Origin of the sequence: Priestia sp. YIM B13552 (assembly GCF_042787775.1) — a bacterium.
In the GTDB taxonomy this organism is placed as follows: Bacteria; Bacillota; Bacilli; order Bacillales; family Bacillaceae_H; genus Priestia; species Priestia megaterium_E.
Genome location: NZ_JBHZOU010000009.1, coordinates 127,644 through 140,786, shown reverse-complemented (window position 1 = coordinate 140,786; position 13,143 = coordinate 127,644). Strand labels below are relative to the sequence as shown.

Annotated in this window: 10 protein-coding genes; 2 read left to right on the top strand and 8 right to left on the bottom strand. The window is 37.2% G+C overall.

Going from position 1 to position 13,143, the window contains the following annotated elements; all coding sequences use genetic code 11:
• Positions 1–438: 438 nt before the first annotated feature.
• From ACFX40_RS24950 to ACFX40_RS24935, 4 genes are all read right to left on the bottom strand, one after another.
• Complete coding sequence (locus ACFX40_RS24950) at positions 439–1,215, bottom strand: enoyl-CoA hydratase-related protein (protein WP_028410294.1); 777 nt, start codon at positions 1,213–1,215, stop codon at positions 439–441.
• Positions 1,216–1,250: 35 nt separating this feature from the next.
• The gene (locus tag ACFX40_RS24945; RefSeq protein ID WP_098332981.1) at positions 1,251–2,783 is read right to left on the bottom strand and encodes a fatty acid--CoA ligase family protein; all 1,533 of its coding nucleotides are present in this window, start codon (positions 2,781–2,783) and stop codon (positions 1,251–1,253) included.
• Positions 2,784–2,952: 169 nt separating this feature from the next.
• The gene (gene lplA, locus ACFX40_RS24940; protein WP_028410292.1) at positions 2,953–3,942 is read right to left on the bottom strand and encodes a lipoate--protein ligase; all 990 of its coding nucleotides are present in this window, start codon (positions 3,940–3,942) and stop codon (positions 2,953–2,955) included.
• A gap of 15 nt (positions 3,943–3,957) precedes the next feature.
• The gene (locus tag ACFX40_RS24935; RefSeq protein WP_098334700.1) at positions 3,958–4,689 is read right to left on the bottom strand and encodes an MBL fold metallo-hydrolase; all 732 of its coding nucleotides are present in this window, start codon (positions 4,687–4,689) and stop codon (positions 3,958–3,960) included.
• 228 nt (positions 4,690–4,917) lie between these two features.
• On the opposite strand from ACFX40_RS24935, the gene yhfH reads away from it, so the two are divergent.
• Complete coding sequence (gene yhfH, locus ACFX40_RS24930) at positions 4,918–5,049, top strand: protein YhfH (protein ID WP_013055337.1); 132 nt, start codon at positions 4,918–4,920, stop codon at positions 5,047–5,049.
• Between the two features lie 38 nt (positions 5,050–5,087).
• On the opposite strand, the gene ACFX40_RS24925 is transcribed toward yhfH, so the two are convergent.
• From ACFX40_RS24925 to ACFX40_RS24915, 3 genes are all read right to left on the bottom strand, one after another.
• Entirely contained in the window at positions 5,088–6,671 is a 1,584-nt protein-coding gene (locus ACFX40_RS24925) for a response regulator (protein WP_028410290.1), read from the bottom strand.
• Positions 6,649–8,469 (bottom strand): cache domain-containing sensor histidine kinase, encoded by a 1,821-nt coding sequence (locus ACFX40_RS24920; RefSeq protein WP_098334699.1) that lies wholly within the window; start codon positions 8,467–8,469, stop codon positions 6,649–6,651. Before ACFX40_RS24920 ends, ACFX40_RS24925 begins: the two co-directional genes overlap by 23 nt.
• A 149-nt stretch (positions 8,470–8,618) precedes the next feature.
• Complete coding sequence (locus ACFX40_RS24915) at positions 8,619–9,908, bottom strand: ABC transporter substrate-binding protein (protein ID WP_028410288.1); 1,290 nt, start codon at positions 9,906–9,908, stop codon at positions 8,619–8,621.
• Between the two features lie 280 nt (positions 9,909–10,188).
• On the opposite strand from ACFX40_RS24915, the gene ACFX40_RS24910 reads away from it, so the two are divergent.
• Complete coding sequence (locus tag ACFX40_RS24910; protein WP_098433074.1) at positions 10,189–12,360, top strand: peptidoglycan D,D-transpeptidase FtsI family protein; 2,172 nt, start codon at positions 10,189–10,191, stop codon at positions 12,358–12,360.
• 52 nt (positions 12,361–12,412) lie between these two features.
• Here ACFX40_RS24910 and ACFX40_RS24905 read toward each other — a convergent pair whose 3' ends face one another.
• A complete protein-coding gene (locus tag ACFX40_RS24905) occupies positions 12,413–12,982 on the bottom strand; it encodes a TetR/AcrR family transcriptional regulator (protein ID WP_013081690.1) in 570 nt (189 codons plus the stop codon).
• Between the last annotated feature and the right edge of the window lie 161 nt (positions 12,983–13,143).

Sequence of the window (13,143 nt, the reverse complement as noted above, 5' to 3'; positions counted from 1 at the left end):
TGAGCCAGGATCAAACTCTCCGAAGAAATGTTTGACTTGCTCAATTTAAAAAATAAAAATTAACGTTGACGTTTGTCGCTTTGTTCAGTTTTCAAAGTTCAACCGCCGCTCTTAAGCGACTTTATCATCTTATCAAGTTTTCAACGTAATGTCAACAACTTTTTAAAATTCTTTTTTCAGCTTCGTTTTTAACGGTATGTCTCAACGACGCTTTATAATAATAAAATATATTTTAACTAAAGTCAACGGTTTTTAAAGAAAAAATTAAAAACTATTATTTATAGACTTGAACATTGACTACTGCACCGTATTATAGTAAATATTATAGGCAAAAGCCAGCTGTAACTTTGCCTTCTTTGTTCCTGCGCTTTTACATATTCTTTTTTATTATTCTTATAGAAGAAACTAAAAAAGAGCTGTCCATTAGACAGCCCTTTCTTATTTCCCTTTAAAACTAGGTCTTCTCTTCTCAGCAAATGCTTGAAGCGCCTCTAAACGATCTTCTGTCGGAATCGTTAACTCATATGCTTTTCGTTCAATTTGCAAACCAGTCTGCAAATCGGCCTTCATTCCTTCTTTGATAGCAAATTTTGCTTGTTGAAGCGCAATTGGCCCATTTTTCAATAAAAGAGAGATAAAAATATCTATTGTTTCTTCTATTTCATATCCGGGAGCCACCTTCGTTACTAGACCACATTCTTTCGCTTCTGATGCTGAGAGACGCTGAGCTGTTAAAATTAGTTCCATTGCTTTTGCTTCCCCAACTAACCGAGGGAGACGCTGTGTTCCTCCTGCGCCTGGTATAATCGCTAAGCTTGTTTCCGTTAAACCCATAAGCGCTTCGGTTGAAGCAACCCGGAAATCACATGCTAAAGCCAGCTCCATTCCTCCTCCAAATGCATATCCATTGATGATTGCTATCGTTGGCTGAGGAAGCTGCTCTATCTTCGAAAACACTTCTCCTATTTTGTAAATATTGCGCTTTACCTCTTGATCAGAGAGGGTTTTACGTTCTTTTAAATCAGCCCCTACACTAAAAGACTTTTCACCTGCCCCTTTAAACGTCACAACTCGAATATCTTTTTGAGTACGAATTCCTTCAATTACTTCTTCCAATTCTTTAAGCATATCGTAATTAAAAGCATTCATCGCTTCCGGACGGTTCAGTATCACATGGGCGACGTGTCCCTTCATTTCATAAGAAATAGATGACATCCTTTTACCACCTCCAACTTGGAATCGCTTTCATTTTATCGCTCCTGGGATACTTGTTGCTTCAGTGCACGCCGTAAAATTTTTCCCGTTGTATTTTTAGGAAGTTCTTTTAAAAATTCAATTTCACTTGGCACTTTATATTTAGCAAGGTGCTCTTTGCAGTAGGCAATAAGCTTCTCTTCCGTTATCTCTTGATTATTGCAAACCACGTAACACTTCACACATTCACCTAAGGAAGGATCAGGGACTCCGATAACAGCCACTTCTACAATATCCCGATGCGCATATAGCACTTCTTCTACTTCGCGAGGATAAACATTATATCCTCCTACAATAATTAAATCTTTTTTACGGTCAACGATATAAAAATAACCTTCCTTATCCATTCTTGCTAAGTCACCTGTATACAGCCAACCATCTCGGAGAGCATATTCCGTGTCTTCAGGAAGCTTGTAATACCCTTTCATCACGTTAGGGCCTTTGACGATAAGTTCGCCGACTTGTCCTACTTCTACTTCTTCTCCTAGTTCGTTTACCACTTTATTTTCAACATTCATAATAGATGTGCCTATAGAACCGGCTTTTCTCTCTCGGTCAATCGGATTGAAACACGTCACAGGAGAAGCCTCAGATAATCCATACCCTTCTGCTACCATTACCCCAAACTTACGTTCAAAATTGGTTAGAAGTGCCACCGGCATTGATGCCCCCCCTGATATACAAAGCCTTACCGTGTGAAAGTGCTCTTTTTTCCCTTTGTCATGCTGAAGTAAGAAATTATACATTGTGGGAACGCCGGCAAAAATAGTCGCTTGTCGATTTTGAATTAATTCAAATATAGAAGATGGACTGAATTTTGGTTCAATTAATATCGTTCCTCCATTCATTAAAGGCGCATTCAATGAAACAGTTAAACAAAATACGTGAAACATCGGCAAAGCAGCTACGACTCGGTCATTCCCATTTATACTTAAATAATCTGCTACGTCTTGAGCATTTGAATAAATATTTTTATGTGTAAGCATAGCTCCTTTTGGTTTTCCAGTTGTTCCCGACGTATACAGAATGAGGGCCACATCTTCTTCTTTTAACTCCAGAAAATCATATGTAGCTTCCCCTCTGTTTACAACTTGCGAAAACGTGTGAAAATAAGAAGGTATATTTTCTACTGTATCTGTCGTTTCACACAAGATAACGTGTTCCAAAAATGGAGCGTGTCCAATGATTTTCTTTAAAATAGGGAGAAGTAAATCAACCGCAATAACTGCTTTTACATCCCCATCCTGAAGCATGTAGCTAATTTCATCCGCTGTGTAAATAGGATTAATGGGTATAACAGTAGCTCCTACTCGAAGAGCACCGTACAATCCAATAACAAAATGAGGCGAGTTGCCGACAATCAAAGCGATATGATCTCCTTTTTTTACACCTAATTGCTTCAGACCATTAGCAAACTTAGATACCGATGCATCAAGATTTGCATAAGATGTTTCCTGGTCCATAAAAACATATGCCGATTTTTGTGGAAATTGCTCAGCTGTTTTATGAAGCTGTGCTGCCAAATTCATCTCATAACTTCCTCCTTTTAATAACGAATGAATGAACAACCATTCATTATTAAGTCATAATAATGTAAAAATTCTTACTTCTTCTATTCTATTATAATGTTACTGCTGTTCTATTGACAAGACTCATCTGTTTAAAAAGAAAAAAAGCCTGATATAGCAGACTTTTTTCTTAATAGATTAATTCAACAAACTCTTCTTTTGTAATATTACCAAAATAATGTGGAATATCGATGTCTTCTAAGGCTTGTTCAATAGAAGCTTTTTCATAACGAACACCTGTTAATTTTCCCTGCACTTCCTGGACATCCCCCACTCCAAAGAAATCTCCGTAAATGGTGCAAGCATCGATTTTCCCTTTATTCACTTCTAAACGAACGTCAATTTGTCCCACAGGAAAGCGGTGAGAGTGCTGTAAGTTAAATTTAGGTGATTTTCCATAGTTCCAATCCCATGACTGATAGCGCTCTTTAGAAATTTGATGAATCGTTTCCCAATCTTTTTCCGTTAGTTTATATTCTGTTATATTTTCTTCTCCGTCAAAGATATATCGAAGCAGCATTTCTCTAAACTCTTCCACCGTTACTTTCTGTTCTAAAAATTCGCTGATATTTGCTACTCTATTTCGAATAGACTTAATGCCTTTGGATTCAATTTTATCTTTTTTTACTCTTAACGCTGATACGACGTTTTCAATCTCTGAATCAAAAAGAAGAGTTCCATGGCTGAACATTCTCCCTTTCGTTGAAAACTGAGCATTTCCAGAAATTTTCCGTCCTTCAGCCATTAAATCATTTCGTCCGCTTAGCTCAGCATTAACTCCTAATTTCTTTAACGCTTCCACGACCGGCTCGGTAAACTTTTTAAAATTATGAAAGCTATTTCCATCGTCTTTCGTAATAAAGCTGAAGTTTAAATTTCCTTTATCATGATAAACGGCACCGCCTCCAGACAGACGTCTCACTACATGAATTTGCTGATCTTCAACATATTTTGTATTAATCTCCTCAATGGTGTTTTGGTTTTTCCCAATAATAATAGAAGGTTCATTAATATAAAACAGCAGATATGTCTCATTAATGTCTAGATGCTTAAGCGCATACTCTTCAATTGCTAAGTTAATTCGGGGATCATAGTTTTTTTGATTATCAATAAATAACATTCATTTTCCTCCTTGTTATTCCCATACATATCCTGATTCAGCTAACGTAAGCGTACCTCTATAATGAGCAGCGGCTTCCTCTACTAGCTGTTGATGTTCTCCATAGTGCGGAAGGTGAGTAAGCATGAGGTGTTTGACACTTGCTTTTGAAGCAAGTGTACCGGCTTCTGTACTTGTCATGTGTCCAGCGCCTCTTCCATCCTGATTGGCATAAAAATTACATTCACAAATAAGAAGATCTGCTTCTTCTGAGAAGGAAACAAACTCTTCTAAATAACTAGAGTCCGCTGTGTACACGACAGTTTGATTGCCGGCGCTTATTCTCATGGCATAACAAACGACTGGATGTTTCGTTTTCATAAATTCGATGGTAAAAGGCCCAACTTCAAGTTTTTGACTCGGATCATACTCTACCCCTTTAGTAATTCCTTTATGAGTAAGTTTGTTGAAGCTTTCCTGATCATATGTATGTCCATAAATAGAAAGTTCCTTAACAGCGTTTCCTAGATGAGTCTGAATGAGGCGTGCATATTGAAACACTCCGACATCAGCCACGTGATCATGATGATAATGAGATAAAATCATAGCATCTATTTCTTCTGGCTTTGCATATTTTTGCAGCTGAGCCAATGCACCGCTTCCGCAATCAACAAGCAGCTTAAAACCATCGTGCTCCAATAAATAGCTAGAAGTAGCTTCTGAAACCGCAGGATATCCTCCCCAAAAACCAATAACAGTTACTTTCATTTCAATCACCCTTTCGTACTATTTTTATTACGTTCAGTATACCCTACTTTTTTTTGAAAACTAACTGAAAGGCACTTGTTTCGGTCATTTTATCGAAATAACTCATTGTTATATAACAAATAACCACTTAGAATAGCAAAATAGGCTAAATTGTTATAAAACATAATTGACATTTCATCATCTGTTATAATACAATATTAGTAACAAAAACAACGGAGGGGATTTAAAATGTTAGAAAAAATGACTGAATTTTTCAAAAGATTACCTAATAAAAAGTGCGTAGAATGTGGAAACGACATCGAGGAACAGCATGAGTGCTACGGAAATAAATGCGATCACTGTCTAGATATTATGAAATAAAAAAAGCTGAAACTGTTTTATAACAGTTTCAGCTTTTTTTATACGGTTAAACTGCGATACTCATTTGGCGTAATGCCTTCTACTTTTTTAAACACTTTTCGAAAGTATTTATCATCATGATATCCAATCATATTCGCAATTTCATAGATTTTTAGTTCTTCATTTAGTAAAAGTGATTTGGCTTTATTCATTCTGACTTTCACCATATAATCTGAAATATTTTCTTGAAATTCTTGCTTAAACTTTCTCGAAATGTATTCACGGCTTAGATAGAAACGTTCCGATATTTCTTGAAGCTTCACATCTCGATGAAAATTTTGCTGCAAATATTGTTCGATTTCATAAATAACGTCCCGATTGTTTTGCTTGCTATACCTTTTTACTACTTTTAAAAAACGCTTTACTTCACGCTTCTTTCTCTCTACATACTTTGCTAGCTGAAACTGCCCATCTTGGTTATAGAAAAAAGAAAGAACATATTCAGGACCGTTATTTATCGTATAAGGAATGTGATATCTTTTTAACCAATGCTGGCTTAACAGCTGATATTCCTGCTCAAAATGCAGAATTTGCTTTAATGAGAGATAATTTTGCGCTTCAAAAGCTGTGATAATTTCGTTGAATACAGGCAAAAAGGCTTCAAACTTCCCGACTTGCAGCGCTTCTTCAATTTTACTGTTATAGTCCATCATATTTATTAATAAAGCACTTGCTAAAACGTCTTGCTCGCCGTAGACCTTCACTTTATTTTGATCAAGAACATTACTTAATAAAAGCGAATTTTTCGCATCTTCATAGGATTTCATTAGCTGATCAATAGAAGAAACTTTGCACCCTCTTGCAATCCGACAGCTCACGTCTAACGTACGGCGAATGGCTGTATGTAAAGTCGTCAGTAAAGAGGTTATGCGTTCAAAATCATTCCAAAATATAATGATAATTTCCCACTTATTTGATAAATAACGGAAGGCTACCCCATTTTCTTCTTCCATCAGCATTTCATTGATTACATTTAAAATTGAAAAATAGGCTAAATCCCGGTCACCGCCAAAAGAACGAATGATAGATTCATCTACACGTACAATCCCCACTTCATATTCTCTAGTCAAATGGAAACCAAACTCTTCATAGATTGATTGATTTAGCAAATAATTGTTCATTAACTGCGTCAGTTTTCGATCTCGATAAATCGGCTTCATTTCATTGATTAAACGATAGCTGCTATTATGGACTTTTCTGGACTCTTCTTCTTTCTTCCATTGGGTTACAGCTCGTACAAGCGTATCGTTTAAAATCGAAGGATCCACTGGCTTTAGAATGTAATCCGTACTTCCAAAATGAATAGCTTTACGCATATAGTGGTAGTCATCATACCCTGTTACCACAATCGTTTTGCTAGAAGGTGAATTCTCTTTAATCCACTCCAACAAAGCAATTCCATCGATATTAGGCATCTTCATATCAGTAAAAATGATTTCCGGTCCATGATCCTCGATAAGCGCAATCGCTTGCTCACCGCTATCAGCTTCTATCACATCTGTAATTTCATGCTCTTCCCACTGTCCAAGCAGCTTTATTCCTTCTCTTACATGCTCTTCATCATCCACGATTAATACTTTCATCACTATCCCTCTTTTCTTCAATTGTTGTTAGCTTTATGACAACGGTAAAATCGTGATTTTCTTGACTGCTAATTTGCATTGAAGCATGATCTCCATAGTAGATGCGAAGTCGTTCATAAATGTTTTGCAAGCCAATATGCTCATCTGTTTGATTATACGATTGCTGAAGTCTCGTTTTTAATTGATTCAACTCTTGTTGCCCTATCCCTTTTCCGTTATCAGAAACAGTTAGAATCAGTTCTTCACCGCTCAACTCAGCTGAAATCAACAGCTTTCCGCTTCCTGTGCGGGTTTCAAATCCATGCTTAAAAGAATTCTCAACAAGAGGCTGCAAAATCATTTTCGGTATTCGCATAAGCTCTGCCTCTTTTTCGATATTTAACTCATACTCAAACTTTGAACCAAACCGCTGCTTTTGCAGACTTAAGAAAGCTTTTACGTGATCGACTTCTTGCTTTAAGCTAACGATATCCTCTTTCATATTCATGCTGTAACGCATAATGTGGGAAAGTGAGGTTAATAAAGAATATACTTCAACTGCTTTATGCTTAAGAGCAAGAGTTCCAATCGATTGAAATGCGTTGTATAAAAAATGCGGATTAATTTGTGACTGCAGCACTTTTAGCTGCGTTGATTTATTTTCTAATTCCAATCGAAATTTACGTTCAATCAAGTCATTAATTGTTTCTACCATAGAGGTAAAATGCCTTCCTAAAACACCAAATTCATCGTTTCCAAGCGACTTAAACCGCACCTCAAATGATCCTTTTTCCACTTCTTTCATATTGCGAATCAATACGTTAATCGGCTGTGTAAAACGTACTGATATAAAAAGGGTAGCGATAACGAGCATACACAAAAATGGCAGGCCAATTAATACATTCATAAGTGCTGTCTTTCTTGCATCCTCATATAAAACACTGTAAGGAATTCGTTTCACAATGTACAAGTCCTCAAAGGGCTGTTTAAGCTTTTCATACATTAATACGCCTGAGAAGCTTTTATCTTCCCATTCCATGCTATGGTCTTTTTGAGAAGTAAGCGCCTTCACCCACGCGTAGTTTTCATTTTTTCCAATAACCTTTGAATCAGAGGAATACAAAACCTTCCCTTTATTGTTCATTAAATAAAAATCTTCTGACTCTTCATTATATAGACGCTGCGATATAGATTGAATTTGTGTCATATTAATGTCTAAAGATAGATAAGCTAACAACTTGTCTGATGGAATCTCATCAATCCGCTGATGAAAGCTAATCACTTGATTCGGCAGTGAATCAATTAACGTTGATAAATTATTGTAGCTATAAATTTCATGGGTAGGCTCAATCACAAGAAATTTATGATTTTTATTTAAATAAGAATAGTAAGGCTGAGTGTAAATATCATCGTACTTCCCTCTGCTGCTCACTTTCGAATTGTAAGCTGTATATGAGTCATGCCCGTTTTCAATGTAAAGATGGAGCTGTTCAATCTCTGGACGAGTATTATATAAATAAAGAAGAGTTCGTGATATTTCCAGTTGATTGGCTCCTAAGTCACTTGATACACCTTCATCTAACACCTTAATAAATGGGTGATAGCCGTACAGCCTTTTTGTAATATTAGCAATTTCATTTAAGTAATCGCTCAAATCATTGCTTCCGTTTTTAATAACTTGATAGTTGGTAGAAATAAATCGATTCTTAACCGTTTCTTTGGTGTACTGATACGTAAAAATCGTTGAAATTAAAAATGGAATAACCGTTGCGAATAAGAAAAACAAAATTAATTTCTTGCGTATGCTCCAGCCTTTCACAAATAACCTCCTTTGACTAATGTCATACATTATGACTATTATTATACATTAAAAGCGCTTTCAATTAACTATTATTTTTTCATAACTATGAATCTAACCAGCTATTTTTTCACATCAAAAAGTCCGCGTTTTCCACGCGGACTTCTTGTTTATTTTTTCATTTTTGCCCAAATTGTATCTAATTTCTTCATAAACTCTTCTTCCGTCATTTGCTTGCCTGCGTAAGACTGCATTGCTGCGCCCACTTCTTGAACCGTTCCTTCCGGATACTTAAACCAGTTCCAAGATAATGTTTTACCTTCTTCAGAGTATTTTAAGATATCATCAGATAAAGAATCGATTCCTTTTCCATCGATGTTTTTGAACGCTGGAATGAACTTGAACTTTTCAACTAAGAATTTTTGACCCTCTTTAGAAGAAACCATCCAATTTAAGAATTCCTTTGCTGCTTTTTTATCTGCATCTGGCGCATTTTTGTTCACTACCCAGTTATTTGGAACTCCGATTGCTAATTTATCATTTTTCTTTGCATCGTTGCTGATTGGCATTGGAATAAAGCCCATTTTCATGTCCGGATTAATTTTCGTAATCATATTTACCGTCCAGTTACCTTGTTGCATCATTGCTGTTTCACCAGAAGCAAATTGAGTAACTTGTGTATTGTAGTCTGTCGTTAGTGGATTTTTATTTCCATACTTTAACGTTAAATCGAACAGATTCATAAATTGCTTAAACGTTTCATTGCCTTCAAATTTTGCTTTTCCTTCGTTTAGACCTTTAATAAACGCATCTGGATCGTCTTGCTGTGCCATTGGAATATTAAATAAGTGGTTACCTAGCACCCACCACTCGCCGTATCCATTAGAAAATGGCGTAATGCCTTTTGCTTTAAGCTTCTTAGAAGCTGCTTCTAATTCGGACAGCGTTTTAGGTAATTCTTTAACGCCTGCTTTTTCAAATAAATCTTTATTATAAATAAAACCATAACCTTCTAAGTTTAGCGGCTGACCATAAATTTTCCCGTCCATTGTCATCGGTTCTTTGGCGATATCATACAGATTATCTACCCAAGGCTGATCAGATAAATCTTCCAATTTATCCTTCCACGTTTGCGCTTCTTGGAACCCTCCATTGTTAAAGATATCAGGTTCATTTCCAGAGGCAAACTGTGCTTTTAATGCTGCACCATAGTCCGCGCCTCCGCCGACTGTTTGGATGTTAAACTTTACGTTTGGATGTTCTTTTGTATATTCATCCGTTAATTCTTTCAGCTGATCTGCAATTTCCACTTTGAACTGGAACATATCAATAACAACTTGATCACCTGAGCCTGTTGATTTACTTGCTTTTGAATCCGTACCTGAGTTTGAACATGCTGTCGCAAATAAAAGTGATGTTGCTAACACGCCAGACATTATTGAAAGCCTTTTCATTTTCATTCGTTTTGCCCCCCTTGATATCTATCTCTCTTTATTTTACCGATTCTAGGACATTTGAACAGGTAACAATATTGAACAACCGAGTGGAAAATATTGAACAACCCCTTCAGCACCCTTCGACAGGTCTCTCTTCTTCCACAAAAATTTCTATAAATTTTTTGTCTGTTTTATTCCACCTAATAACATTTATAGACAAAATTATGTTAATATGTAGAGTGATAGATTCATAAGAAAATTTATGAATTTTTTTAACTTGTATAAACAAAGTGAAGGGGTTTACATGAAAACTAAAAAGCGCAAAAAAACACATGTCTCATTTCGAATTAACTGGCTGTTTATTGTGGTTTTCCTGCTTTTTTCTGCACTCATTTTACGATTAGGCTTCGTACAGATCGTGTACGGAGAGAACTATAAACGAGAAGTTGAAAAAACAGAAGATGAAACGGTAGATTCACCGGTTCCTCGCGGAAAGATGCTAGACCGCTATGACCGCGTTATCGTGGATAATAAACCGTTGAACGCTGTCACGTACACGCGTTTGAAGGGCGTCACTCAAGAAGACAAGCTAAAAGTAGCTAAAAAGCTTGCTACTCTTATTGATGTTCCTGTTACAACAGACGTGTTTGGCAAATCGGATAAAAAGAAAGATAAAAATACGATTAAGCTAACAGAACGCGACTTAAAAGATTATTGGATTGCAACTCATCCAAAAGCAGCTGCGAAAAAAATTACCGCAGCAGATAAGCAAAAAGTAAAAGAAGGTCAGCTTTCTGAAGATGATTTGTATCCGCTTCAGCTGAAGCGCATCACCAAAAACGAACTTTTATCGGTGAAAGATGACCTTGAAGTGATTGCTATTAAAAGCAAGATGGAAGGCGGCTACGCGTTAACCGCTCAAATTATTAAAAGCGGATTAACCGATAAAGAGCTTGCCGTCATTAGTGAGCAGCTGGGTGAATTACCAGGCGTTGATACGACAACTTACTGGGACCGTATGTATACATACGACGGCTTACTTAGCACGCTGCTTGGTAAAATAACATCAGCTGATGAAGGATTGCCGAGCGAAAACTTACAGTACTATTTATCACACGGCTACAGCCGTAACGACCGAGTAGGAAAAAGTTATTTAGAAAAGCAGTACGAAGACGTTCTTCGCGGTCAAAAAGCCCGCGTGCAAAACGTAACGGACCGCTCTGGCAACTTAGTTAGCCAAGAGACCGTTACAGAAGGTCAGCGCGGCAGTGACTTGATTTTAACAATTGATATGGAACTTCAAAAACAAGTGGAAGATATTTTAACAAAAGCTGTGACATCTGGAGCAGCTGGTTCACGATTAATGGATCGCGCGTTTGCTATTATGATGGACCCTCACACGGGAGACATTTTAGCAATGGGTGGAAAACAGCTCGTTACAGATAAAAAGACGGGAGCACGAAAAGTACAAGATTTTGCTCTTGGTAACATGACCACTTCTTATGAAGTGGGTTCAGCTGTAAAAGGAGCTACTGTTCTTGCAGGTCTTGACTCAGGCGCTATTCAGCCTGGAACGGTGTTTTATGATGCACCGATGACATTTGCTGGGGGCACTAAGAAAAAGTCTTCACATAATATGGGAGCTACTGGAATCGAAAAAGCTCTAGAACAATCATCAAACGTATTTATGTACCGCACGGTTATGAGCATGGCTGGTGAAACGTACCGCCCTGGCGGCAGACTGAACATTCCACCGTCTATCTTTAATAAGCTGCGCTCATACTATAGCCAGTTTGGTCTTGGAATTTCAACGGGAATTGAATTAGAAAACGAATCAACCGGTATTCGTAACAGCGTCACAAATGAACCAGGTAAAGCACTGGATTTTGGTATTGGACAGTATGATACGTACACACCTCTTCAGCTTGTTCAATACATTTCAACAATTGCTAACGGTGGCTATCGTATGAAACCCCACCTAGTAAAAGAAATTCGTGAGCCTGAGCTTGATAGTGAACTAAAAGGGAGCGTACAAAGCTCGTTTGAGCCGGAAGTATTAAACCGTATTACAATGAGTCAATCGGAAATTGACATTGTTAAGCAGGGCTTCCGCCGCGTAGTTACTAGCTCACATGGTACAGGGCGTTTACTTAATACAGGAAAATACAGTCAGTATAATATCGCTGGTAAGTCTGGTACCGCGGAAACCTTTAATAAAGGCGTAAGCGTTCGTAACTCTACATTCGTTTCATACGCGCCTTATGATAATCCGGAAGTAGCAGTAGCGGTTGTCATCCCTTCTGCTTATGTAGCCGGTACATCTAATACGTTAAGTAAAACTATTACAGGCGATTCTATTAAAGCTTACTTCGATCTTAAAAAAGAAGGTGAAAAAGAAGTAGAGCAAAAAGAAGAAGATGCAAAAACAGGAAATACAGAATTAAACGGTGTAAAAAAAGATGATAATGAACAATAAAAAAGGTCTCGTCATGAGACCTTTTTTGTTTTTTCTATGAAAAAAGCCCATCTCACTGAGACAGACCGCGTAAAAAGTATAGTTCAATTAATTCAGCAATTTTTTCTTCTGAAAGCGGCTCATGCCGTTTTTCCCAATCATAGACGAGTGCAATGTACATTTTAAATAGTAAAAAAGCTGTGAGCTCCGGGTTGCACGGTTTGATTTCTTTTTTAGAAATCGCAATTTCGATTTTGTTTTTTATATAAGTCAAAATCTCTTCTTCTACTCGTACCAGCACTTCTTGCACTGCTGTAGTGCCTAACTGCTGTTCCTGTACCAGCTTCAGCATGAGCTGATGCTCAGTGCGGAATTCTAAGATTCGAAAAATGGCTGCTTGGGCATTTTCAAAAAAAGGACGGTTGCTATCAATGACAGTTTCAGCTGCATCTGTCATTTCTCGAATCATTCGTGTAACAATTTCATCGAATAACTCTTCTTTGTTTTTAAAAAAAGTATAAATCGTTCCTTTTCCGACATTTGCAAGCTTCGCCACTTGCTCCATAGTCGTTGCTTTATATCCAAACAGCGCAAATGATTTTGACGCTGCATCAACAACTGATTGCTTTCGGTCTATCGCCACGTTATCCCCTTCTTTCTGACCGAATGAATATTTCGGTCAACAAGTACGGTTTTACTATAGCACAAGTTTCTTTTGCTTTTCAACCACAATCTCTTCTCTTAGTATAACCTTTCTCTACAGGTAGTAGACAAAAAAGCGGAGCATTGATTCACCGCTCCACT

Excerpts from the sequence above, each read along its gene's own strand:
- ACFX40_RS24915 (WP_028410288.1), bottom strand. The coding sequence starts at position 9,908 with ATGAAAATGAAAAGGCTTTCAATAATGTCTGGCGTGTTAGCAACATCA.
- ACFX40_RS24910 (WP_098433074.1), top strand. The coding sequence starts at position 10,189 with ATGAAAACTAAAAAGCGCAAAAAAACACATGTCTCATTTCGAATTAAC.
- ACFX40_RS24935 (WP_098334700.1), bottom strand. The coding sequence starts at position 4,689 with ATGAAAGTAACTGTTATTGGTTTTTGGGGAGGATATCCTGCGGTTTCA.
- ACFX40_RS24945 (WP_098332981.1), bottom strand. The coding sequence starts at position 2,783 with ATGAATTTGGCAGCACAGCTTCATAAAACAGCTGAGCAATTTCCACAA.
- lplA (WP_028410292.1), bottom strand. The coding sequence starts at position 3,942 with ATGTTATTTATTGATAATCAAAAAAACTATGATCCCCGAATTAACTTA.
- yhfH (WP_013055337.1), top strand. The coding sequence starts at position 4,918 with ATGTTAGAAAAAATGACTGAATTTTTCAAAAGATTACCTAATAAAAAG.
- ACFX40_RS24925 (WP_028410290.1), bottom strand. The coding sequence starts at position 6,671 with ATGAAAGTATTAATCGTGGATGATGAAGAGCATGTAAGAGAAGGAATA.
- ACFX40_RS24950 (WP_028410294.1), bottom strand. The coding sequence starts at position 1,215 with ATGTCATCTATTTCTTATGAAATGAAGGGACACGTCGCCCATGTGATA.